At 34.9% G+C, this 23,657-nt stretch carries 20 protein-coding genes; 13 read left to right on the forward strand and 7 right to left on the reverse strand.

Annotated elements, in window-relative coordinates; genetic code table 11:
• Positions 1–189: 189 nt before the first annotated feature.
• The 4 genes from AC1PJP_RS13010 (at position 190) to AC1PJP_RS13025 (ending at position 2,799) form a co-directional block, all read left to right on the forward strand.
• Positions 190–963, forward strand: coding sequence for a hypothetical protein (locus AC1PJP_RS13010; RefSeq protein WP_479767164.1), 774 nt, complete (start codon positions 190–192; stop codon positions 961–963).
• A 12-nt stretch (positions 964–975) separates the two neighbouring features.
• Positions 976–1,353, forward strand: coding sequence for a HEPN domain-containing protein (locus AC1PJP_RS13015; protein ID WP_479767166.1), 378 nt, complete (start codon positions 976–978; stop codon positions 1,351–1,353).
• A gap of 77 nt (positions 1,354–1,430) precedes the next feature.
• Complete coding sequence (locus AC1PJP_RS13020; RefSeq protein WP_479767168.1) at positions 1,431–1,976, forward strand: glycoside hydrolase family 108 protein; 546 nt, start codon at positions 1,431–1,433, stop codon at positions 1,974–1,976.
• Positions 1,977–2,112: 136 nt separating this feature from the next.
• Entirely contained in the window at positions 2,113–2,799 is a 687-nt protein-coding gene (locus AC1PJP_RS13025) for a hypothetical protein (protein ID WP_479767170.1), read from the forward strand.
• 114 nt (positions 2,800–2,913) lie between these two features.
• Here AC1PJP_RS13025 and AC1PJP_RS13030 read toward each other — a convergent pair whose 3' ends face one another.
• The 3 genes from AC1PJP_RS13030 to AC1PJP_RS13040 all read right to left on the reverse strand — a co-directional run bounded on the left by AC1PJP_RS13030 (position 2,914) and on the right by AC1PJP_RS13040 (position 5,597).
• Positions 2,914–3,567, reverse strand: a complete 654-nt coding sequence (locus AC1PJP_RS13030; protein WP_479767171.1) for a hypothetical protein — start codon at positions 3,565–3,567, stop codon at positions 2,914–2,916.
• 240 nt (positions 3,568–3,807) lie between these two features.
• Positions 3,808–5,103, reverse strand: coding sequence for a Y-family DNA polymerase (locus tag AC1PJP_RS13035; protein ID WP_479767173.1), 1,296 nt, complete (start codon positions 5,101–5,103; stop codon positions 3,808–3,810).
• Positions 5,100–5,597 carry a LexA family protein gene (locus AC1PJP_RS13040; RefSeq protein WP_479767175.1) on the reverse strand — a complete coding sequence of 166 codons (498 nt, stop codon included), beginning with the start codon at positions 5,595–5,597 and terminating at the stop codon, positions 5,100–5,102. Before AC1PJP_RS13040 ends, AC1PJP_RS13035 begins: the two co-directional genes overlap by 4 nt.
• 733 nt (positions 5,598–6,330) lie before the next feature.
• On the opposite strand from AC1PJP_RS13040, the gene AC1PJP_RS13045 reads away from it, so the two are divergent.
• Complete coding sequence (locus AC1PJP_RS13045; RefSeq protein ID WP_479767177.1) at positions 6,331–6,594, forward strand: hypothetical protein; 264 nt, start codon at positions 6,331–6,333, stop codon at positions 6,592–6,594.
• Between the two features lie 54 nt (positions 6,595–6,648).
• Here the strand turns inward: AC1PJP_RS13045 and AC1PJP_RS13050 are convergent, their stop codons facing one another.
• Positions 6,649–7,275 carry an SOS response-associated peptidase family protein gene (locus tag AC1PJP_RS13050; protein ID WP_479767179.1) on the reverse strand — a complete coding sequence of 209 codons (627 nt, stop codon included), beginning with the start codon at positions 7,273–7,275 and terminating at the stop codon, positions 6,649–6,651.
• Between the two features lie 115 nt (positions 7,276–7,390).
• On the opposite strand from AC1PJP_RS13050, the gene AC1PJP_RS13055 reads away from it, so the two are divergent.
• From AC1PJP_RS13055 to AC1PJP_RS13090, 8 genes are all read left to right on the forward strand, one after another.
• Complete coding sequence (locus tag AC1PJP_RS13055; RefSeq protein ID WP_479767181.1) at positions 7,391–8,287, forward strand: competence protein CoiA; 897 nt, start codon at positions 7,391–7,393, stop codon at positions 8,285–8,287.
• A gap of 494 nt (positions 8,288–8,781) precedes the next feature.
• Positions 8,782–9,213 carry a hypothetical protein gene (locus AC1PJP_RS13060; RefSeq protein WP_225545811.1) on the forward strand — a complete coding sequence of 144 codons (432 nt, stop codon included), beginning with the start codon at positions 8,782–8,784 and terminating at the stop codon, positions 9,211–9,213.
• A 252-nt stretch (positions 9,214–9,465) separates the two neighbouring features.
• On the forward strand, positions 9,466–10,056 hold the full coding sequence (locus AC1PJP_RS13065; protein WP_479767183.1) for a hypothetical protein: 591 nt from the start codon (positions 9,466–9,468) through the stop codon (positions 10,054–10,056).
• 400 nt (positions 10,057–10,456) lie between these two features.
• Positions 10,457–13,972, forward strand: coding sequence for a type I restriction-modification system endonuclease (gene hsdR, locus AC1PJP_RS13070; protein WP_479767185.1), 3,516 nt, complete (start codon positions 10,457–10,459; stop codon positions 13,970–13,972).
• A 16-nt stretch (positions 13,973–13,988) separates the two neighbouring features.
• Complete coding sequence (locus AC1PJP_RS13075; protein ID WP_479767187.1) at positions 13,989–15,566, forward strand: class I SAM-dependent DNA methyltransferase; 1,578 nt, start codon at positions 13,989–13,991, stop codon at positions 15,564–15,566.
• Complete coding sequence (locus AC1PJP_RS13080; protein ID WP_479767189.1) at positions 15,553–16,959, forward strand: restriction endonuclease subunit S; 1,407 nt, start codon at positions 15,553–15,555, stop codon at positions 16,957–16,959. Before AC1PJP_RS13075 ends, AC1PJP_RS13080 begins: the two co-directional genes overlap by 14 nt.
• Positions 16,959–18,593 (forward strand): AAA family ATPase, encoded by a 1,635-nt coding sequence (locus tag AC1PJP_RS13085; protein ID WP_479767190.1) that lies wholly within the window; start codon positions 16,959–16,961, stop codon positions 18,591–18,593. Before AC1PJP_RS13080 ends, AC1PJP_RS13085 begins: the two co-directional genes overlap by 1 nt.
• Entirely contained in the window at positions 18,593–19,708 is a 1,116-nt protein-coding gene (locus AC1PJP_RS13090; protein ID WP_479767192.1) for a hypothetical protein, read from the forward strand. Before AC1PJP_RS13085 ends, AC1PJP_RS13090 begins: the two co-directional genes overlap by 1 nt.
• A 187-nt stretch (positions 19,709–19,895) precedes the next feature.
• Here AC1PJP_RS13090 and AC1PJP_RS13095 read toward each other — a convergent pair whose 3' ends face one another.
• The 3 genes from AC1PJP_RS13095 to AC1PJP_RS13105 all read right to left on the reverse strand — a co-directional run bounded on the left by AC1PJP_RS13095 (position 19,896) and on the right by AC1PJP_RS13105 (position 23,637).
• Positions 19,896–20,180, reverse strand: a complete 285-nt coding sequence (locus AC1PJP_RS13095) for a hypothetical protein (protein WP_004794079.1) — start codon at positions 20,178–20,180, stop codon at positions 19,896–19,898.
• A 646-nt stretch (positions 20,181–20,826) separates the two neighbouring features.
• Positions 20,827–22,173, reverse strand: coding sequence for an OprD family outer membrane porin (locus AC1PJP_RS13100; RefSeq protein ID WP_479767194.1), 1,347 nt, complete (start codon positions 22,171–22,173; stop codon positions 20,827–20,829).
• 78 nt (positions 22,174–22,251) lie between these two features.
• Positions 22,252–23,637 carry an MFS transporter gene (locus AC1PJP_RS13105; RefSeq protein ID WP_416697017.1) on the reverse strand — a complete coding sequence of 462 codons (1,386 nt, stop codon included), beginning with the start codon at positions 23,635–23,637 and terminating at the stop codon, positions 22,252–22,254.
• Between the last annotated feature and the right edge of the window lie 20 nt (positions 23,638–23,657).

The following is a 23,657-nucleotide window of genomic DNA, read 5'->3' on the forward strand; positions in this document are numbered from 1 at the left end:
CTTTTAAGGAAAAGTAGAAATATATTTTGAATTAAAGATTACATATATTACTTGTACAAGGTTGTAGGTTAAGTTTTTGTTTTTACATAGGTATTTTATTTTTTTAAAGATTTTTTTATATTTGAAAAGTTGACTTTAGTCTTCCATTACGGATATATTAATTTCAAAATTCTCTAATACTTAATAGAAATGAACCCTTCTCCTAAAACAGTTTTTTCTGAAATATTTGATGAGATGTTCGCAAATATTGTAAAAACTACAAGTGAATTTAAAATTCATTCTTGGAAAAGAAGAGCTGAAAAACTTAAAGAAGTTGATATATTTGAATATAAGTTATTGATATCTATATTGCTTTCCTATGAAAATAATTTTTCAGAAGCTCTTAAGATGGCCGAATCTTTACTGCTGATTACTACTTCGCCTAATAAAAGGGCAATGGTTTTAAGAACAATGGGGAATATTAATTTTCTTCAACTTGGAGGTTATCTTAAATCTAGAGATCTTTACTGGGAGGCTTATGAATTAACTCATGATGAGAGTTATTTTCAAAGCTGCCTTTTAGTTGCTACAAATTTTGATTTGTATGATTCAAGGTTAGAAGATATGAGCACTCTTAATTCTAGTACAAAGCAAGAAGTTCAAAAAAAGTTGAATGGTTTGCAAGAAGAGATTAATGATATAAATCAGCATAATCTTAATATTGAAATTTATCGTGAAATAATGAATCATGCTTATGTCATATTTTTTTCTCACTGTAGTAGACAGATTAATCGTTTTCCTTTAATTAGTGATTCAAATATTTCCACTATTCTATTTAATGAAGAACTAGATATCTCAACTGTTGAATTTTTAAATGATAAGATGAATGAGGCATTAGTTACTTTGTTAGATAAATATGATTATGAAGAACTTTTAAAATATCCTATACTTTTTACAGCAGAAGATTATTCTAAGCGCAATTAATAAGGATTAATCGTGGATAGTATTGAGTTTCTAAATTTTTCAAAAAAAATAATATCTCTCGCACCTATTAGTGAAATCGATTTCAGACAAGTTGTTAGTCGAAGTTATTATTGTGCATTTCATCAAGTTAAAACTAAATCTACAGCCTTAGGAATTCCGGTTGATGCTTATAAAGGTGGAACACATACCTCTTTAAGGCAAACCCTTTTAAACCTAAGACCAGCAAATTCAAAACTTAAAGGAATAGCTTTTAGATTAAATAATTTTCATATCTTGAGAGTAAATTCAGACTATAAGCTTGATTTATTGATTACAGAAAAATCTGCTAGAGAGTCTATTGCGCTTTGTGAGAAGATAATTGAAGAACTTAGCTTAGTTGAAAATTTATAAATTGAATTCAAATTATTAATTTTCTATATATTTTTGACCACCTTCGGGTGGTTTTTTTACGCCAAGAGGAAAGTGAAATGAACATTGAACAATATCTTGAAGATCTGATTAAGCGCGAAGGTGGGTATGTAAATAATCCAGCGGATCGAGGAGGTGCAACAAAGTACGGCATTACTGAAGCAGTTGCTCGAGCAAACGGATTTAAAGGAAACATGAAGGACTTGTCGCTTGATGTCGCTAAGTCTATTTATCGGAAACAATACTGGATCTCGCCGCGTTTTGACCAGGTGAACGCCGTTTCTTCAGCAGTAGCCGAGGAGTTATTAGATACAGGAGTAAATTGTGGTACCGGCTTTGCAAAACCACTTTTACAACGTGCTTTGAACTTGCTTAACAACCAATGTAAAGCTGGTTTTCCTGATCTTGTGGTTGATGGGGTTTATGGCGCGGAAACGCTGAGAGCTCTAAAAACCTATTTGACCAAACGTGGCAAAGACGGGGAGACCGTTTTACTTCGTGTGCTGAATATTATGCAAGGTCAACGCTACATTGAAATCTGTGAGCGAAATCCAAGCCAAGAACAGTTTTTCTATGGCTGGATTGCTAATAGAGTATCAATTTAAAAGTTCTTATTTTGCTGTATATTTTTGGGAAATAGATATACAGCAGCTATGATAATTAAGAATATTTGAGTTGGTGTTTTGAATTAAAAACTATAGTATTTATAAAATTAGTTTAAATAGTATTAGGGGACGAAAATTGAAACATCATGAAATCAAGGAATTGATTGAATACGCTAAAGAAGAGACAACAAGAGTTGAAAAACATCAGAATATTTCCAAACCCAGAGTTAAGAATATTTTAGAAAATCTCAGAAGTGCATTGGAATATGCTGCTCAAGACATTAACAGCTCTCTAAGTAAATCTAAAGATAGGGTTTACTTCCCATATGGGAAAGATAAATTATCTTTTGATGATTCTGTGAAAAAAAATCTTAAATTGCTACCTGTAGAGCGTCCACATATTTATACCATTATTGAAAATATACAGGGTTACAAAATTAATGATAACTGGTTGCTCGATTTATGTTCTTTAACTAATCATGTAAAACATAATGGTGCTTTAGATATTAAAAAAGATGAAGTAATCGTTCATTCAGCTGATGTTATTATTGGTAATTTTCATTTATTCCATGGTTCAGGAAATGGAACATTTAAAATGACTGGTTGTAAAATTGGAAATAAGTCAATTGATGATTTTACTATTACCAATGGTAATGTGGAAATACACAAAAGAGGTGAAGTCTCACCAAATTTTCAGATTACTAAAGATAGAAAAATAATAGTAGGTAATGAAGCTATTGATCTTATTCCATTTCTTAGAAAGTGTATTATCAATATTGAAAGCAGTACGAATGAGATTTATATTAATCTTAATAATATATAGTTCACAAGGAATATAAATTAGATCAATAGCTCATACGATTAGTAGTAATGTAAATAGTGATATTTTTATGAAAGTCCTCTGAAGAGGACTTATCTATAAATGATATTAAGTTTGTTAATTTACAAAGATAAATTTTTTTAATTCATTCAAAATATTTTTATTTTTTTCTTCTAATATATTGAATAGTACTAAATATTCTTCAGATAATTTCTTGTTTAAAAAACTAGTATCACTAAAGCTTTGATTTCCCCTTTTTGCTAGATGATTATCCATGCTCTGAATAGTTTCGTAGTACTCCATTGTAATGTTATAGATATTTTGTTCCATTGTTAAAAAGCAAAATGAACTCATAATATCCTTATCTTTGTTGTATGCACTAACTATTATATTTTGGAAGTTATCCCAAATATTTTTTTCACTAATATGAATTTTAGTCTTATTTTCTGAAATATCCTCTAATTGATATAGAAACAAATGAATAGAATTCCTTTGAATATGGAATAAGTGGAAAGCTTCTTTAGCTTCTTGAGCAATTATTTGTAAATTATGTTGTTCTTTCCAATCATTAAATAGTCTAGATGCAATATATGCGGCAACTAATGTAGTTATTCCCCCAAAAAAACCAGAAGTCGTTGATAAAGCATCTTTTAATATCGTCAATGAGTTAGAGTCTGCATTTGAATATATAAAAAATATAAGACCAAAAAGATAAATAGATATGCAAACTGTAATTAAAAACACAGTAGATGAAAGTTTACTTATTTTCAAAACTAATCTCCAATTGACCTTAATATTGATATCAAATTTGGTGCTGCATTCGAGCCTTACTAATAATCTCAATAAGTACATCATAAGTTAAACTAAAAGAATCTTCACTATCAAATACATACACCATATTTTTCTTTGTGTTCAGAGGTTCTGGAGGGTACAAAATGCATAGTTAGATGTGTTTACATTAATTGCTCATCTGTAATTCTGGTAAAATTCATTTTTATTTCTTTTAATAAATTATTTAACGACTGTTAGTTGATCCCATCTAAACGGATTTCTACTAAGTTTATCTCTCGACATCGACCAAGTTCGACCAGGTATATAACAAGGACCAACACCGAGCTTTTTCTTCCCAAATTTGTTGTGCACATTATCAAGTGTTTTCATTAATTGTTCTTTTTTCTCAATCTGTTCATAGTCAGTTAGTAGATCATAGGTATGGCCATCCTTAGGTTCTAACCCTGTTAATATGACACCGCATTTTTTATACTTGATGCCTTCTTTAAAGATATCTGACACCATCCTTACAGCTGCTCTTACGAAATCTGTTGAGCAATCTGTGGGTTCAGAAAATGCGCCAGTAATAGACTTATTATAGAACGGCGCACTTTCATCAAATGGGCTTGATTGAACAAATACAAGTAGACAACCACATAGTGACTCTTCATCACGTAACCGCTTACATGCTTCTTGTGCATGCATTGCTATAGCTTCTTTTAAATCCTCTAGTTCAGTTACTTTAGCTCCAAAGGAACACGATTTAATAATTTGTTTTTTTGATGGCGGTGTGTCTTCAATCTCAATACAGGAGATGCCTTGTAGTTCATTAATTGTACGAGCCATGACGATAGAAAATTGTCTCTGCATTTCGCGTGCTTCCGTACAAGCTAGGTCCAATACTGATTTAACTCCCATTGAATGCAACTTCTTTGCATGTTTACGACCAACACCCCAAACCTCTGAAACATCAATCAATGAAAAATAGTATTCTTTATTGCATGGATCCATGGACACCAGATCGCACACACTATTAAAACCGGGATTCTTTTTAGCAATGTGATTAGCAATCTTAGATTCTGTTTTACTTCTGCCGATTCCAACACATACTGGTAAACCGAGCCATTTCCATATTTGCTGTCGCATTTGTTGCCCGACCTTTTCAAGATCGAAATTCTTTTCATAAGCAGAAAAATCAACAAAGCACTCATCAATAGAATAAGGTTCAACTTCTTCTTCAGTAACGTATGAACCAAGGATCTTATGAAAACGTCTCGACATTTCTGCGTACATTGCATAGTTGCTTGAAAGTACGATTACGTTATGTTTTTGAACTATGTCTTTAATTTGGAATAACGGCACCCCCATTTTTATATTTAAGGATTTCGACTCATTGCTGCGCGCAACGGCGCACCCATCATTATTGCTGAGAACTATGACAGGTTTATCGTTCAAACTTGGGTCAAAGACTCTCTCACATGAGACATACATATTGTTTACATCTATGAGAAAAAAGACTTTATTCTCATGTTTCATGATCTTTTTCTTGTCATTTTAATGATATGAGTGACAACGCCCCAGATAATTAGTTCCTGACCATCTACCAGATAAATATTTTTATACTCAGGGTTTTCTGCTTTAAGCCACTGACCCGATTCATCAATCATCAGACGCTTAACAGTAAAATCATTATCGATTAGTGCCACGACAATATCGCCGTGTTTGGCATCTAAGCTACGATCGACAATCAGCTCGTCGTCAATATCAATACCTGCATTTAGCATCGATAGCGAAGCAACTTTGACAATGAAAGTTGCAGTTTCATTTTTTATTAAGTGCTCATTCATGTCGAGCGCTTTATCAATGTAGTCCTGCGCTGGAGACGGGAAACCTGCGTTAATTTTTTCTAATGCATAGGGGATAAGCATTTGTGTAGAGCGTAAGACAAAATTAATAGATATAACATCAGATAAAACAACACCTTGTAAGTATGGTTTTATCTTAATAATGGACGGTACAATTTCGCTCATAGCATTCCCTAACTTGATTTTGTTACGTAATCAAGATGATATGCTAGAGCTAGGTTTAAATTCAAATTAAAAAAATCGTGGATAAACAAAGAGAAGTCAGAAACTGACGTGCTTAATCATACCATTGGTCAGAAAGTGAACATATGAAATTGAAAAATATTTCGCTTTTGTATCACTAAAAAAATTATTATAAAAAAACTATTGTTAATATGCGGTATATAATGCATTTTTTATTAATGATTTTTTTCTTTAAAATTTCTTGAAAGTTTAATTATTGTAACACTAAATAATAGTAAAATAATTAATAAATGATTTTGTTTGTATTTTTAAAATGTTGTTTTTATTCAATTTTATTTAAAGTAAAATGGAATTTTATAATGGTATTCTTAATCTATTATATTTTATTAAAGATAATAATTATTATAATGTTAGACAGATTAGTCTTTTGTGTATAGACCGATAATGTTTAAAAAAAAGTTTATTATTGTGAAATATCTAGTTACAAACAGGTGGTTTTCACATTATAAAAAAGTTGAGTAGTATTGATTTTTCTATTTTAATCCGGACGATGGATATAGTTTAAATGAAAATTTTTTCATATTTATTAATCATAACAGCAGCAATTATATTTTATTTTAGTATAAAATTTGGTTTTGATTTAAAGACTGCAATTTATACTTTAATTTATATAATTATCTGGACGATAAGCGCTTATTTTTTATATAGATTCTATGTGAATACTGACTATTCTAAAATCTGGTTCTATCTGATCTTTGGTATATTTCTTAGCTTTTGTTTGTATCCATTACTGGAATTTTATTCATTAAAACCAGAGAGTTATGATATTTTGGATTGGGCTGGTTTGCGAGAGAAGAATTACAGACTTGGCTTACAACAACAACTTTGGTTCGGAATTTGGTACGGCAAGCTTGCAATCACAGCTTTATTTGCAGCTATTGCAGTAGTGATTCAACAATTATTTGATACCGATTATTGATAATAATAGAAATAATAACAACTGCCGAGTGCAGTTGTTATTATTTCTATTATTTTATTTAATTTTTTTGGGAAAGTAATCAGCAGTAAATTCACAGATTGGCATTTCAAAGAAAAATTGGTGCGCTTCTTCTTTTTTACAATTCAACCAGTCATTTCTGTATTTATCAGGAATAACAATAATTGATCGTTTCTCATCTTCTGGTTTGTGAAATTGAGACATAAAAGGGTGGTTATCTGCATTAATAGTCAGCATAGACATAGATCTTACTTGCTGCCCATCAATCACAGTCGAATCATAAATAGCAGCTACTGTAAAAGGTAAGCCATCCTCTCGATAAATACCCCATCTTTCCGCTTTACCATTCACATACCTAGGCTCATAAATTTTTTCTACAGGTATTAGAGCGAATTGGCTTTTAGCCCATGCATGTCGGAAGCTCGGCTTTTTATCTACCGTCTCAGTTCTAGCGTTATAAGTGTATTTCGAAAACTTTAAGTCATGATTCCATGGTGGAATTATACCGAATTTAACTTGTCTCCATTCGATATAGCCATCTTTAGAAAATATAAGAGGGCAGTCATAGCCAGGATAAATATCAGCTTTATAGTCGAAGGTAGGCTCGAAGAGATCTAGCAGATGCACCCTGTCTTTAGATATAGGTTCATAGTTTGCACACATAATTTTAACTCCTATTGCCTTTTAATTATTTTTCCATTGTGGATAAGTTTTACTTATAAGAATTGATATATTGTTTTAAGAATATCCTAAAATAATTAAACATTACGGTGAATAAATGCAATTAGCTTTAGTAAATAATGAACGAGTAGAAGCGTTTGAAGGTGGAAGAGGAATTTGTCCTATTTGTGGGGCTGTGACAATTGCTAAGTGTGGTCCTAAAATCATAAATCATTGGGCACATTTCAGATTAAAAGATTGTGATCCATGGTGGGAGAATGAAACTCAGTGGCATAGAGATTGGAAGAATAATTTTCCATTGGAATGTCGGGAGGTCAGTCATGTTGCTCCAGATGGCGAAATACATAGGGCTGATGTAAAAACACCAACAGGTATAGTAGTTGAATTACAGCATTCACCTATGTCCGATAAAGAAAGGATATCGAGGGAAGAGTTTTATAAGAATTTAGTATGGGTAATTGATGGGGAAGAATTTAAACAAAACTTCAAGTTCTGCCATATACTTCCAGATCCTAAATCTGAACTAGCTAAAGATTTAGTTTGGTATAAAGCAAAATATGATGAGTCGATACCCGTTGTTAAAGACGGGATGTTCTATAGAATTTCTGAGACAAAAGAATCATATCCCGAAATACCAGAGATAAGTAAAAACAATCTTGAAGCTATACCGGGGTTAGTTGAGGGTCATTCTATAAGCAAAATTTTTAAAGAAGTACAAGACAATCATGTTGGACATTATCAATTTGATTGGATAAGACCAAGAAGTACTTGGCTAGAGGCGAAGTGTCCAGTGTATATTGATTTTGGTGGATCCTGCTTAGCTAAGTTAGAAACTTATGATGAAACTGGTTTAAAGTGCATCAGATATATTTCTAAGAGTAAATTTATGTATGATGTAATGCATGAAGAGAAGGTAGAAAATATTGCAAAAAAGTGGTTTAACATAAAAGAGTGGGTGGATGCCCAAAATTTTAATTTTGATAAATATGGATAAAATACAAAATGAGTTCAACTCCTAAAGTCTGACTTGAACAAAAAAGAAACTGTTGTTAATCATACTTAATCAAAATTAAATGTTATACATGAGTTATACCAGCATGTTATACATTGAAAAACTAACTATGAAATCAATAATTTAAAACTTGTGTTCAACTCCCGCCATCTCCACCAAAATTCGTGAAAAGCCCTGAAACGTAAGTTTCGGGGTTTTTTCTTTTTAAGATTTAAATTATTCAAGTTATAAACAATATAAGAAGATAATTTTTAACTTCTCCTAAAACTAGGAAAAGGTTTTGTGTAAAAAATAGAGCAAAATCAAAAACTATTATTTTTAGAACAGATCTATAGAAGTTAGAATAGTGCAGTACTTTAAAAAGCTAGTACTTTAAAAAGCTAGTACTTTAAAAAGCTAACGAAATAAAGATTATATAAACATCTTGTAATATCTCAAATTTCTAGGCAAAAATGATTAAATCAGGTCATATCAATATGAAATTAACTTTATTAAAAAAATCCCTTACTTCAATTCTTTTAGTCAGCATGTCAATGTTTAGTGCTAATAGCTTTGGCTACACTCCCAAAGATTTACAAGGTATATGGGCAATGCATCCGCTTAATAATGGAATTGCCAACTTAGTTGAGTTTTCAGGAAATACAGCTACTTTACATCCTGTGCAATGTGATTTTGAAACGGGTCTTTATACCGTAGATAGCATTGAAAAATCGAACTTTAAAGTTAATAAGCAAAATCAAATTGAGTTGTATAATGAACAGGGGGAGTTCGAGCAAGCATTAAGAATTATAAGTATCACCGATAATCAACTAGTTTTAGAAGAAGCTGCTAGTGACACGATAATGCTGAAATTTCACTACAACAAAATTAACAAGCTAACCCCAAATTGTATTAAATATAAAAAATAATATTTTCAAAAGCTTAGTTTTAATATGGCTGAAATTAAATATCATTTCAGCTATATAACCAACTTGAATCTAATGGGTAAAGAAGTATTTAAATTTTCATTTTATTAAGCTTGAATGAGTCAGAAAGAAGAAGCAATTACTAGAGAACAAACACAGCAGAAGTAGAATTTTATTTATTCTTTATAAAGTCTTACTTGCGTAAAGTTTTGTAATCTCGTTATAGTCTAGCTTCTAATATAGAGGGGTTAAATTGTGAAAAAAATAATAGGAATATTTTTATTTTCCTTGATATTAGTTGGTTGTGGTAAATCGGCAGAAGATATTGCTAAAGAAAAGCAAGCTCAAGAACAGGCACTTAAAATTAAACAAGAACAAGAGAGAAAATTAAAAGAACAAGCTGAACTTAAAAAAGTTGAGGATACTGTTCGCTATTATCTTAAAGATGGTGATTCTGCAAAATTTAGAAATGTTATTAAAAATTGTGGTGAGGTAAATGCCAAAAACTCATGGGGTGCTTATGCAGGTTTTACTAGATTTATAGTTCAGTCCGATAAGGATGTTGTTTTTGAGGATCCTGATAACGCCTATTTTGATTTCATGGTAAAGATGTCTTGTCATAAAGATTATTTAGCAAAGTTTCCAGTGGAAACAAGTGATGAGATAGCAATTGATTCGGTTCCTACAGATAAAATATCAGCGGTGGCTTCTGCTGATGCGGCAACCGAAGAAGCTTTGGAAAATGAAACACGATCAGTTAGTAGACATCAAAAAGAAGAAGTAGCTGTTGAGGAATTAGCTACTGAAGATACAACGTCAGATACTGGTAGTTCTGAAAATTATTAAGGCATTTAAATTTTAAAATCCTTGTATAAGGGTTTTAAAATTTGGTACCTAAGGTATTATCTTAATATTCTAAGATTATAAAATAGACGAAAATTTTGAAGTGATTAATATATTTTAATTGCATAATAATCAACTTATAGAAATGAAAAAATAGTTGAGTATTTATAGGAGTTTTTTTAACTAGCTCAATGTTCATAAAAGTTGATCAAAGCTCTAGTGCGACATTTAATGTCGTAGAGATACTTGTTGATTGTTTAGAATTATTTATAATTTGTAGAGATATATAAGTAATTGTTAGGTTATCATAGATAACAATTACTTAGTTCCATTCCTGAATATACGTAATTGAATTTTCATCTGGTTATTACTTTTAATAAAAAATAAGACTGAGAGACTTAGCGTGGCACTTGAATCGACAAATTTTAGTTTTTTAGCTGAATATGACCCATTATTCGTAGAATTGGGTGAGGCTGCTGAAAGAGTTTTTTATAGTGATCCTAATACCACTTTAATTAAGCTGCGCCAATTAGGTGAAGCTATCGCTCAACATATGGCGGTAACACTTGGTATTGAGTTTAATGAGCAAACCACACAAGCTGATTTAATATATAAATTAAGTAATGAATTAAAACTAGATAAAGTTGTACGTGATTTATTTCATACTTTAAGAATTGAAGGAAATAAGGCTACTCATCAGTTTAAAACAAAACACAAAGAAGCTATTAGCGGCTTAATTGTAGCCCGTAATTTAGCAATTTGGTTCCATCGTTCTTTTGGCAAAGCTGGGCCAGACTTTAAGCCTGAGCCTTTTGTGCCTCCTGTTGACCCTAGTCAACAATTGCGAGATTTACAGGCTGAAATATCGGAATTACGAAATGATCTGCAAAAAGCCAATGTTCAGCTAGATTCTAGCCAGCAGTTAAATGATTTAATTGCTAAGGAAAAATCAGAGTATGAAGCATTAGCTTTAGCAATGGATAAAGCTGCTCAGAAATTTGCTGCTCAAGCTAAAGCACATGAAGATGCGCTTTCAAAGCAACAACAAGAATATGAAGAGAAAGTTAAGGAGTTACAGCAACAACTTTCAAATCAAAATGAAAAAGAAGTTTCTGTTAAACGTCAACAAATTGGTCGTAATGCACGGGCTGCGAGTCAATCTATTGTATTAGACGAAAAGCTAACTCGTATTTTAATTGATCAGCAATTACAAGAGGCGGGTTGGGAAGCAGATACACAAGAACTGGATTATCGTAAAGGTACTCGTCCTGAAAAAGGGCGGAATATGGCAATTGCTGAATGGCCGATGAAAGGAAATTTTAAAGGTCAACGTGCTGATTATGTGCTGTTTGTAGGATTAACGCCAATTGCTGTAGTTGAGGCAAAAAAAGAAAATCTGAATGTTGCTGGCGCTATCACTCAAGCTGAACGGTACAGTCGTGGAATAACTATTGAAGATCCACTACAAGGAGCTTGGTTGCTTGAAGGACTATCACGACCTTGGTCTGACGGTGTTGATAGCTTCTATCATATTCCATTTGCATATTCTGGTAATGGCCGCGAGTATTTTAAACAATCGGCAGAACAGTCTGGAACTTGGTTTAGAGATGTACGCAGTGTGAGTAATACTAGCCGTCCTTTACAATCCTTCCATAGTCCAGAAGGTTTATTAGATATTCTTAAACGAAGTAAAGAAGAGGCACAGCAAAAATTAAAAGATGAGCCATTTGGATATCTAAAAGTTCGTGATTATCAACAAAAAGCAATTATTGCAGTTGAAAATGCTTTGTCTCAAGGTGTTCGTTCTGCGCTGTTAGCAATGGCAACAGGAACTGGTAAAACAAGAACAATTATTGGTTTAATGTACCGCTTTTTAAAAACAGAAAGATTTAAACGTATCTTATTTTTAGTAGATCGAAGAGCTTTAGGGGAACAGGCTACAGATTCATTTAATGAAGTTATTTTAGAGCAGAATCTTCCATTAACTAGAATATATAACATTGCAGATCTTGGCGATATGACTGCTGAGGCAGAGACACGTGTGCAAGTGGCAACAGTACAGGCAATGGTAAAGCGCATATTTATGAGTGATAACCCACCTTCAGTTGACCAATTCGATTGTATTATTGTGGACGAAGCCCATCGGGGTTATACACTTGATCAGGAAATGACAGAAGGGGAAATAGCAACTCGTGATGTAGGGCAATATCTATCTAGTTATCGGAAAGTATTAGACTATTTTGACGCAGTCAAAGTAGGTTTAACAGCAACTCCTGCAAAGCATACAAGTGATATATTTGCTAAACCCGTCTATACCTATTCTTACCGAGAAGCAGTCGCAGATGATTGGCTTATAGATCATGAGCCACCGATTCGTTATGAAACTTTACTTTCTCAAAATGGGATTAAATTTTCCAAAGGGGAAAAGGTTAATGCGATCAATACACAAACAGGCTCAATCGAAAGTGCTGAACTAGATGATGAGCTTAATTTCGAAGTTGATGCTTTTAACCGTCAAGTAATTACTAAAGATTTTAATAGAGTGATCTGTGAACAATTAGCTCAAGAAATTGATCCATTTGGTGATGAGAAGACCATGATCTTCTGTGCGACCGATGCTCATGCTGATATGGTAGTGCGTCTGTTGGGAGATGCTTTTAAAGATATTTACAATGGTGGGTATAATCAGGCCGCGGTCGCCAAGATTACAGGTAAAAGTGACAAGGTTGATCAACTAATTCGTCAATACAAAAATGAGAGATACCCGAGTATTGCGGTTACTGTTGACTTACTTACTACAGGGATTGATGTTCCTAAGATTTGTAATCTTGTGTTCATGCGCCGAGTGAAGTCTCGTATTTTATATGAACAAATGATTGGCCGTGCGACCCGTCGTTGTGATGAGATTGGCAAAACTGTTTTTCGTATCTATGACCCTGTGGATATTTATGCTGCTTTGCAAGATGTAAATACCATGAAGCCGTTAGTAAAAGACCCGAATGTAACTCTAGAACAACTCGTTGAAGAGTTAACAGATCCTGAAATGTTGGACAGAGCATTAAACTGCCCTGGTGAGCAATTAGGGGAAACACATGCGCATGTTGTCCTTAGTCAGCTAAGCCAAAAATTAATGAGAGTTTTGCGTAAAGCTGAGAAAAAAGCAGAAAATAAGCCGTTATTAAAGCAAAAGTTAAATGAATTGCACGAACAGTGGGGTGTTGAGCCTAAGACACTTCATAAACATTTACATGATCTAGGCCCTAAAAAGGCTGCTGAATTTATGATACAGCATTCAGGCTTAGTCAATCAGTTAGCTAAAGTTGATGAACTTCTTGGTTCTGAGAGAAAGCCAATTATTTCAGAGCATAAAGATGAGTTGGTTAATCGAGAGCAGACTTATGGTGCAAATCAAAAACCTGAAGATTATCTAGATCAATTTAATCACTTTATTAAAGAACAGTTGAACCAGTCTGTTGCTTTAGGTGTAGTGGTAAATAGACCTAAAGATTTAACTAGAGAACAGTTAAAAGAAGTTAAGTTATTGTTAGATGGCAATGGGTATAATGAGGCCAAGTTGCAAAGTGCTGTGCGTAACCAAACTAATCAGGACATTGCAGCGAGTATTGTTGGTCATATTAGACGAGCTGCTATTGGAGAAGCATTGATACCATTTGATGAGCGTGTATCGAAAGCAATGCAATCAATCTATACAAAACATACTTGGACACCAGCTCAGCGTAGATGGTTGGATCGTTTAGCAAAACAGTTGGTTCATGAAGTGATTATTGATCATGAATTTGTGAATAATCGCTTTGCTGATACTGGTGGAGCTAAGCAATTAGACAAGGTATTAGGTAATCAGCTTGATACCGTATTAATAGAATTGAGTGAAGCTATTTGGCTTCAACAAAGTGCGTAAGTGAATTGGAAAGACCATGACAAATAATGATATTGTTCAAAAACTTTGGAATCTGTGTGATGTATTGCGCGATGACGGCATTAATTACTCAGATTATGTGACTGAACTGGTTTTATTATTATTTATTAAAATGGTTCATGAAAATACTGAAGCTGGCACTTTAAAGAGTCATCCTTTACCTGAAGGATGCCGTTGGGAAGATTTAAAAGGTAAATCTGGTTTAAATCTACTGAATGACTACAAGCGCATTCTATTGAGCCTATCAACTGGTAAAGACCACGATGGAAAACAGATTCATGAAGACCCTCTAATTTCTGCAATCTATGCAGATGCGCAGACACGTTTGCGAGAGCCACGACATTTAGAACAAATGATTAAGACACTAGATCAGATTGATTGGTTTAGTGCTACGAAAGATGGTCTAGGTGATTTATACGAAGGTTTGTTAGAAAAGAATGCATCTGAAACAAAATCTGGCGCAGGCCAATATTTTACACCACGTCCCTTAATTAACAGCATGGTACGTTGTTTAAAACCACAAGCTGGAGAAGTAATTCAGGACCCTGCTGCGGGTACTGCTGGATTCTTAATTGCTGCTGACCAATATATTAAAGAACAGACAGATGATCTATATGATCTAACAGCAGAGCAACAAACATTCCAAAAGAATAAAGCTTTTATTGGTGTTGAGCTTGTTCCAAGTACTCGTCGCTTAGCACTCATGAACTGCTTATTACACGGCATGGAAGGTGATAATGAAGGTGTAATTCATCTTGGTAATTCATTAGGTCAAGTTGGAGAAAATTTAAAACCAGTAGATGTGATTTTGGCAAATCCACCATTTGGTACATCTAAAGGTGGTGAGGCAAGCATTACCCGTGGTGATTTAACCTACCCAACCAGTAATAAACAATTAGCATTCTTACAGCATATTTATCGTGGCTTGAGGCCAGGTGGGCGTGCGGCTGTTGTATTGCCTGATAATGTATTGTTTGAGTCTGGTGCAGGCACTGATATTCGTCGTGATTTAATGAATAAGTGTAATCTTCATACGATTTTGCGGTTACCAACAGGAATTTTTTACGCACAAGGTGTGAAAACGAATGTGCTGTTTTTTACTAAGGGTAGTGTTGAAGATAAACACCAAGAAGAGAATTGTACTAAGCAAGTTTGGGTTTATGATTTGCGCACAAATATGCCAAGTTTTGGTAAACGTACTCCATTTACAGAGCAACATTTAAAGCCATTTGAAGTGGTATATGGCGATGACCCTAAAGGTACTAGCTCACGACAAGAAGGTGAGTACAGTTTTGATGCTTTATCAGTAGAGTTGACAAATGATGATGCAAACCGAAATGTAGATAAAGAGTTAGCCCATAGCCGTTGGCGTTGTTTTAGCCGTGAATGGATTGCTGACAAAAAAGGGGATTCATTAGATATTAGTTGGCTAAAAGATAAAGATAGTGTTGATGCTGCAAATTTACCTGACCCTGAGGTTTTAGCACGTGAGGCTAAAGGAGAACTTGTAGCGGCCTTAGCTGAGCTGGATTCGCTGTTAGCAGCATTAGAAGGTGTTACTCATGAGTCGATTTGAATTACCTGAAGATTGGGTTAAGGGGCTTTTGGAGCAGGCTGTAACTGTTAAGAGTGGAGTAGGATTTCCTCATAAATTTCAAGGGAAGTTAACTGGTGACTTTCCTGTTTATAAAGTAGGTGATTTGTCCAAGGCTGTTTTAGAAAACGATGGCTATCTATATCGTGCAGGAAATTATGTGAATGCTGATGAGATTCCTCAATTGAAGGGAGAAGTGTTTCCGAGAGGTAGTACATTATTTGCAAAAATTGGAGAGGCAGTAAAGCTAAATAGACGTGCTTATGTAGAAGTTGAGGGTTTGGCTGATAATAACGTGATGTCAGTTGTTTCAGTTATTGAGCAGAGTAAAAGGTTTATTTACTATTTTTTGAAAACTGTAGATCTAACAGATGTATCAAGGTCAACGACAGTTCCTTCAGTTAGAAAGGGTGATATTGAGCAGCTTTCAATCAATTGGCCTCCATTAGCTGAACAACAAATCATTGCAGATAAGCTTGATATCTTACTGGCTCAAGTAGAAAGCATTAAAGCTCGTTTAGAACGTATCCCTGAAATACTTAAACAATTCCGACAGTCTGTGCTCGCTGCGGCTGTAAGTGGGAAGTTGACGCAAGAGTGGCGGCGAAATAATGGAGTTTCTATTGATGATTGGAAAAAGCAGAAAATTGGTAATTTAGTTTCAGTTGTAAATGGAAAAGCATTTCCAAGCTCTGATTATACTGATAGTGGCGTAAAGCTGCTTAGGCCAGGAAATCTCAATGTTTCAGGTAGTGTCATTTGGAATACTAAAAATACCACTTATATTCCAAGTGATTGGATAGAAAAAAGACCTGAGTTGATTATTGAGAAATGGGCGTTGTTAATGAACTTGACAGCTCAGTCTCTAAAGGATGATTTTCTAGGTCGTGTCTGTATCTATGAGAGTGAAGAGCGCGTTATGTTGAATCAGCGTATTTGCTCATTGGTGAGTAAAACAGAAAATGATATAACGCCATACTTGTATTACTTTTTTAAATCACCTGAATTTAGGGAATATGTTGATACCCTTGATACAGGGACATTAATCAAACATTTGAATGTTAAAGACGTATTGAAGTTTGAAATCAAAGTGCCAACTGATGAAGAACAAACAGAAATCATTAAGCAGATAAAGCAGAAGCTTGAACAGGTTGAATACATCGAAGACGTTGTTTGTAATGCTTTAGAGCGTATCAATAACCTTACTCAATCCATCTTAGCTAAAGCATTTCGAGGTGAGCTCACTGCTGAATGGCGTAAAGAAAATCCAGATTTAATCAGTGGTGAGAACAGTGCTGAAGCGTTATTAAAACGAATAAATGCACAGCGTGAATCAGCTAAATCGGCTATAAAGCGTGGTCGAGGTAAGGCATAATGCGTTTACTTTCTTTAGAGCTTATTGGGCAATATAAGGGCTTAAAAGATCAGTATTTTGATTTTCGAAATACTGAGGGGAATATTCTTGCTTTGATTGGTCTGAATGGTTCTGGAAAATCACAGCTTCTTGAACTAATTGCAGAAACTTTTGCTTATTTAGAACGAAAGCAACGTGAAGATTTCATCACTCGTACTCCGTTATCATTTGAAGTTACTGTGGAATATTCAATTAAATACCATAATGAAAATGAATATTTAATTATGGTTAAAATTGATAGGCAGGGGAATTTTAAGTCATATCAAATTACACATGATGGCCAAAGAAATTTATTGCTTGATGAAATTCCATTACCTAGTTTTATTGTAGGATATGCTTCTGGGCTGAATGAGAATCTTCAGCGCGCTTTCATGAAAAACTCCTTGCAGTACTTTGAGATTAAAAGAATCAGTGCACAGCGTCAAAAGTTGTTGACTAAAGATGTTGATGAAGAAAAAATTGCTGAAATTAATCAACAATATCTTAAAAAATATCCTCATATATTTAAGAATATGTATTCTGATGAATATGATGAGAATAATTATTTAAGTCTTCGAGAAGTTAATCCTAAGCCAAGTAATCATATTTACATTGATTATGACAGTGCAGGGCTTTTGTTACTCAGCTTAGTGATATTACCAACAGAAAAAGTTGAACAAATATTAGGTGATTTAGGATTCAAACATCCTATTAAAGCTAAGATTTATTATGATTTGAGGTCGGGTGTAATTGATAGTGATTCGATTCGTGATATTCAAATGTTAAGGCGTTTTATTGAGAAAGATAATTTTACTCCAATTGGCAATATAAATAATGATGAACAGTTTGAACTTGATTATTTAGCTGGAATAATTGAACTTGATTTTAGTAATCCAAATATCCTAAATAGTTTACGCGAAGTTAATTATTATGATCCAAGATCATTTTTCTTAAGGCTGTTGAAGCTACAGCAATTAGGAAACAAAAAGTGGCCTATGACTAATAGAAGAAAATTAGCCAAAGATAATTTTATTGGAACAGTTAAAACACCGTTAAAAACTCAACTACCTTTAAGTGTGATAGAGCTCAGTTTTCTAAATAATAAATATCAAGAAGTGTGTTTCGATGATCTCTCTGATGGTGAAGCTCAGCTTATGCAGATATTGGCAGCATCAAGCATCTTTGGTGCTGGACAATCTCTTTTTTTGTTTGATGAACCAGAAACACACCTTAATCCGTCATGGCGAACTTACTTTAATACCTATCTTGAAAAAGCATTGAATGTAAATGATGGGGGAGCGGAAGATTCCCAAATATTTTTATCAACACATTCACCTTTTATGATTTCTTCACTTAAAAAAGAGAATGTCTTTTTATTTGAACGAAACCATGATGATTTGATTGATTTAAAACCAGTTAATGAAGAAACTTATGGGGCTTCTTTTGATGTGATTATTAAAAGATACTTTGGACTAAGATCTTTGATTTCTCATAGCGTTATTGATGCAATACGTGAGCAATTGGAACATGGTGATGCTCATGCAAAACAGTGGATTAAAGATAATTTAGGTCTTTCAGCTGAACGTGCATATTTGATTAAAAAGTTGAGTGATTAATGCTTTTTAAATTACATTCACGAACCCCTAAATTTCAGGTTTTTGTACTTCTAAATCATGAATTAATTTATTTCTTACACAAATCTATTAAGCAAAAGACTTTTGGTAAAGGATTATTTAGTCGTAAGCCTGTAGGTCTTGCCTGTTGGAGCAATGTTAAAAGTTCTCCAGAAAAAAATGATTTAACTCGAGATAAATTTCAAAAGCTATTTGAAAATTTAAAAAATGAAACAGAGGCTGCTCGTGGACAATTGCATCAGATAGCAGTTGATAATCAAGATTTATCACCATTTTTTCTAAAACCTAATCCCGCTTTGTTAGACTTTCTTCTTCCGAAGACTTTTGAAGCGTTTAAGGTGCTGGCTGCGCATTTATATGGATCAACTAAAGATCTACAGCCAATAATTGATGCAGCTGGTGGAGTAAATATACATAGACATTTTGACACTTTTCGTACAGATACTTTAAACGGCAATATTTGTAAGGCCTGTGGTATGGAAAAGCTTGCACCATTTAGAGCAAATATTGGTGTAGAAAATCAATGGCGATCAGATTACGACCACCAGTTATGTAAATCCAAATATCCATTATTCGCTGTTCATCCAGACAATTTAATCCCGCTATGTGATGTATGTAATCAAGATGCAAAAAAAGCAAAAAACCTATTTGTAGCGGAAGATGAAAGTCTTAGATACAGTTTCTACCCTTTTATAGAAGAAGCTTATAGCTATGTATCATTAGAAATTGAAAATTTAAGAGATCCTAGCCCTATTGTTAAGGTGCGCTGGAATACTAGAGATAGTAGTTTGATTAATAAATTAGATACTTGGGATGATATTTACGAAATAAAAAATAGAGTTGAAGGTGAGTTTCGTAATTTAGAGCAGATTATCGAAAATGAAATTGATCCTGTAGACTTTAATGATTTTCAGCAGCATATTTTACGCCGTACAAGAGTTGTAAATGAAAGAACTCTTAAATCAAAACCTTGGGCATATTGGCATTATAAATTTTTTTGTACATTACATTCTGTTGATAAAGAGGCATTTTGGGAGAGAAGTCGTTTTGTGCATAGTAATGCTAAGGAGAGTGGGGATTATATTTTAAAAATATAAGTTTATTCTTATCAAAAGTTATTTACGGGTACCAAAAAACTTTTGTAGGTTATATAGAAATTATACGATTGAAATAGATTAGGTATATTGGCTCAGGCCCCCATGCCACAACAGAACTTTAATTTTTTGCGCTGATTTAAAGTCATCTACCATTGCGACACAGAGATAAGGGAGCTAAGCCAAACGCTTAGCCCATGTCTTCTTTATCGCATCGCCGCATCACACTAAAAAAAGTAGGAGCAAAGTCCTGTGGGAGAGCAGGACTTTGCAAACTGACATGTTCTAGACGTTGCATGAGCTTATGCGAATACACTTGTTCAAGCCGTTGGTAAATACAGTCGCAACTGGCTTGGGTGTGCCCACCAGACAGGCAAATTTCTTCAAAATCCTGCTGAGTGTGAATGTCGCAACCAGAAACACCGTAATCGCCTATTAAAAGGCTTAAAGCCAAAATAGGTTTATAAAGTTTCATATTATTCTCGTGATAATTTTCACTAAGTTATTAATAAAAAATAAGCCGCATATATTTAAAGTATTAAAATCATTTAAAAAGGGAATAGTTAACCCGCCTGAAATACAGGAAAATAAAATGATTAAAATTTTAAAATAAAATTATTTATAAATTTAAAATATTTTAGGTGAGAGAAAGCCTAAATTTTAAATAAATAAAATTACGAGAGAGGATAGGGGATTAATATAAAAAAGGTCATGGTCAACTCCTAGAATTTATGGAGCTCTACCACCAAAGATCACCGTCAATTGATTTGGGTGGTAGAACGAGAAGGGGTTGACAGACTGGGCATACAAGCCAGCACGCGCAAGCGCGTCCCCCTCCCGTCCTACCGCAACGGTAAGGGGGAGGTGCAAGTTGCGCACAAGTCTCATACTCAGGGAGTATTTACCTGATACGCTGTATACTCGGTCTGTCAAAACCGACTGGCAATGTAGGCCAGCGAGACCATAATAATCATAAGTTTTTAACAGGTCAATTCAATTTAAATAAAATATTATAAAAAATTAAAATATAAATTTATATTTTAATTAAACTCAAAAGTTTGTCTATTTAAATCGGTTAATTAATAAGGATAATAAAGCTAAACTAAACGTTTAACTTGTTCTTAAAATGTATAACGGTAATTAATAAATACTCGGTGCTGGTCCCAATCTTTACGTGTCATTCCATTTATTTTTTCACCTAGGTTTGCATTTTCAAACTTTGACTCATAATGTAAAAATGAATAGCGCACATCTAAGTTTTTCACCCACGGCAAGGCATAACTCACCGTAAAATCAAAGTAACGCTCTTTACCTTCAATATCACTGCTGATGTTACTTTGGTGCGCGCCAAAACCATAAATATACTTCGCTTCAGTTTTTAAGCCTTTCACGTAGTCTTTCCAGTTATATTTCAAGCGAAGGGCAACGGCGGTTTCATCGTTATTGGTAAAGTCGGGGCCAATGGTCGCAGAGGTCGGAAACGGGTTGGTGCCGTGGTCTTGCGTTAAAACAGAGTTGCGGGCCGAGTGCACAGCAAAGTTATCTTCTATCCAAAAACCATCAAATTTTGAAACGGCAATGCCACCTTCAATATTATTCTTGGCTACATTTACATCGACAAAATAACCATTCCCACGGTTGTTAACGTCTTGGCCTTTGACACAGTCCAGCTCGGTCTCGGCACCGCATTTAAATAGCTTGCCATCATCACGCGAGAAAAAAGCACCTGTGTTAAATGTCCATACAAGGCCATGCAAGGGCAATTTATATTGAGCAATCGCTCCGTACTTTTTTAAATAATCTTTGCTATTTAAATATTCGGCATTCACGCTCCAGTTTTTGTACTGATATTTGGCTCCAAGCAAAGCGACATAGTCAATGCGCTCGTCATTTTCAGTGACCAGTTTTTCAAAAGAGTCCATGCTGCGCGGTTTCCAGCGGTCATAGTAAGCAATGTAAGTCTGTAGCTGATCATTCAATTGAAACTGACTACTTGCACCCGAAAAAGTGTCTGGCACTGCGCGGTTATTGGTGCTTTTAAGCAACAGCGAATCTTGCAACTGACGGCCTAATTTAATTTCGCCTTTGTCGCCGAGTTTTGCCTTAATGTAGAGCTGTCCTAAAGTTGCAAAGTTTTGATCGAGCTTGCCGTTATTTTCAACCTCTAAAAGCTGAGCGCTAGGCTTGCCAGAGTCAAACAATTTGGTGACTGCATAGAGTGAGCCATCTACCCCAAGCCAGTCCCACAAGTAAGGTGACTGATAATTTAACTCAAGCCCTAAGGCACTTTGTTCATATTCACTCGACGAAGGCGAAGGGTTGGCAAGCGTGGGGTGGGCAGTGCCTTCATCGTTCCAGTAACGGGTGTTAAGTTTTAATTCTAACTTGCCAAATTCTTGAGGAAGTTCTGCATAAGCGTTGCTCACACTACCTAAACCAATACAGCCCCATAGCAAATATTTATTCATTTTAAATTCCTTTTTTAAGCATGAATAAGCCCTTTGCCTAACGCTGAGGTTAGGCAAGCTTTTTATGAAATAGATGAATTAAGGAGAAAGTTTTTCGAGCACTTGGCCTTTGGTTTCAATGGCAAACAAGAAGGTCACTAGGCCACCAATGAGCGCCACAACCGCCAGCACACTAAACACATATTGAATGCCGTAGCCACCAACCACCAGACCGACCATCACAGGGCCAATCGCAGAGCCGGCACGGAGCCAAGCAGTACTAAAACCAATGCCCATCGCACGTAGGCGAGTAGGGTAAAGTTCGGCAGCGTAAAGGTACAAAGAGAATGAAATGGTCTGCAAAATGGCATAGCTCAGCGTAGCTAAAATCACAACTTCCATCGCCGATTTTGCACCTAAAATCGATAGGCTCATGAGTGGAATGATCGCTAAGAAAAACGCTGCACTGTACCAAGGACGGCGGCCGACTTTATCAATCATTAACGCACAGATAATAGAAGCAATCACACCCACGCCCGAGGTAATCCAGCCATAACCTAAACTGGTTTGAAGCGACAGACCAAAGTGTTGTTTGTAAAGAGATGGCAGCCAAGTCACCATGGCATTGTTAATCATATAGACGCAGAACCACATGCCCCACAGGGTAAAGGTACGTTTGCGGTAAATGCCTTGGAACAGCTCACGCCAGTCGGTTTTTGCCATACCTTGCGGGTTAATGTCTTTAACCACAGGTTCAGGCAAAGTTTTACCGCTTTTGATGGCACCGTCTTCAAAACTTTTAACCACTTGATCGGCTTCTTTAAAACGGCCTTTTGAGGCAAGCCAACGTGGTGACTCAGGCAAGAAAAACCGTAAAGGAATCACCAGTAAAGATGGAACGAGGCCCACAATAAACATGACTTTCCAGCCATAAATTGGCATCAGGAAAAACGCTGCCATGCCTGCAAACATAAGGCCCATCGGGAATAAAACTTCATAGAGCAAGAAAAACTTACCGCGCTTTTCTGCACCAATAAACTCGTTAATATAGGCACTTGCAACAGGTACTTCGCCACCTGTTCCAATACCTTGTAAGAAACGGAAAATTAACAGTGACATTCCGCTCCACGCAAACAGACAAGAAATGTCCATTGCCACAAACAGTAAAATGGTAAAAGACAGTACTTTTAAACGACCGACTTTTTCGGCAAGAGAACCAAAAAAGATGGCACCGACCAGTTGCCCGACATAGCCCGCAGCAATGATCGCACCGACATAGGCAGGGGTGAGATGCCATTCGGTAATGAGTTGGGGTAAAGCAAAGGCAATCGCAAGAACAGTATAGGCGTCAAAAAAGGTCGCGATACCGATGGTAATTCGCATAAATTGCAATCGACCAGTGACGGGTAGCCGTTCGAGTCTTGCAATAATTTCCGCATTTTTTTGATGATGACTAATTTGTTCTACATCCGCTAGATTTGTCATCTTCTATCTCCTTATTACTA

The sequence above is a fragment of the Acinetobacter sp. V116_7 genome (assembly GCF_056735735.1).

What these genes read in the sequence shown, in the direction of transcription:
- AC1PJP_RS13035 (WP_479767173.1), bottom strand. Translation starts at nt 5,103, where the DNA reads ATGAAACATGAGAATAAAGTCTTTTTTCTCATAGATGTAAACAATATG.
- AC1PJP_RS13075 (WP_479767187.1), top strand. Translation starts at nt 13,989, where the DNA reads ATGACAAATAATGATATTGTTCAAAAACTTTGGAATCTGTGTGATGTA.
- AC1PJP_RS13095 (WP_004794079.1), bottom strand. Translation starts at nt 20,180, where the DNA reads ATGAAACTTTATAAACCTATTTTGGCTTTAAGCCTTTTAATAGGCGAT.
- AC1PJP_RS13090 (WP_479767192.1), top strand. Translation starts at nt 18,593, where the DNA reads ATGCTTTTTAAATTACATTCACGAACCCCTAAATTTCAGGTTTTTGTA.
- AC1PJP_RS13100 (WP_479767194.1), bottom strand. Translation starts at nt 22,173, where the DNA reads ATGAATAAATATTTGCTATGGGGCTGTATTGGTTTAGGTAGTGTGAGC.
- AC1PJP_RS13050 (WP_479767179.1), bottom strand. Translation starts at nt 7,275, where the DNA reads ATGTGTGCAAACTATGAACCTATATCTAAAGACAGGGTGCATCTGCTA.
- AC1PJP_RS13040 (WP_479767175.1), bottom strand. Translation starts at nt 5,597, where the DNA reads ATGAGCGAAATTGTACCGTCCATTATTAAGATAAAACCATACTTACAA.
- AC1PJP_RS13085 (WP_479767190.1), top strand. Translation starts at nt 16,959, where the DNA reads ATGCGTTTACTTTCTTTAGAGCTTATTGGGCAATATAAGGGCTTAAAA.
- AC1PJP_RS13010 (WP_479767164.1), top strand. Translation starts at nt 190, where the DNA reads ATGAACCCTTCTCCTAAAACAGTTTTTTCTGAAATATTTGATGAGATG.
- AC1PJP_RS13105 (WP_416697017.1), bottom strand. Translation starts at nt 23,637, where the DNA reads ATGACAAATCTAGCGGATGTAGAACAAATTAGTCATCATCAAAAAAAT.
- AC1PJP_RS13020 (WP_479767168.1), top strand. Translation starts at nt 1,431, where the DNA reads ATGAACATTGAACAATATCTTGAAGATCTGATTAAGCGCGAAGGTGGG.
- AC1PJP_RS13080 (WP_479767189.1), top strand. Translation starts at nt 15,553, where the DNA reads ATGAGTCGATTTGAATTACCTGAAGATTGGGTTAAGGGGCTTTTGGAG.
- AC1PJP_RS13055 (WP_479767181.1), top strand. Translation starts at nt 7,391, where the DNA reads ATGCAATTAGCTTTAGTAAATAATGAACGAGTAGAAGCGTTTGAAGGT.
- AC1PJP_RS13060 (WP_225545811.1), top strand. Translation starts at nt 8,782, where the DNA reads ATGAAATTAACTTTATTAAAAAAATCCCTTACTTCAATTCTTTTAGTC.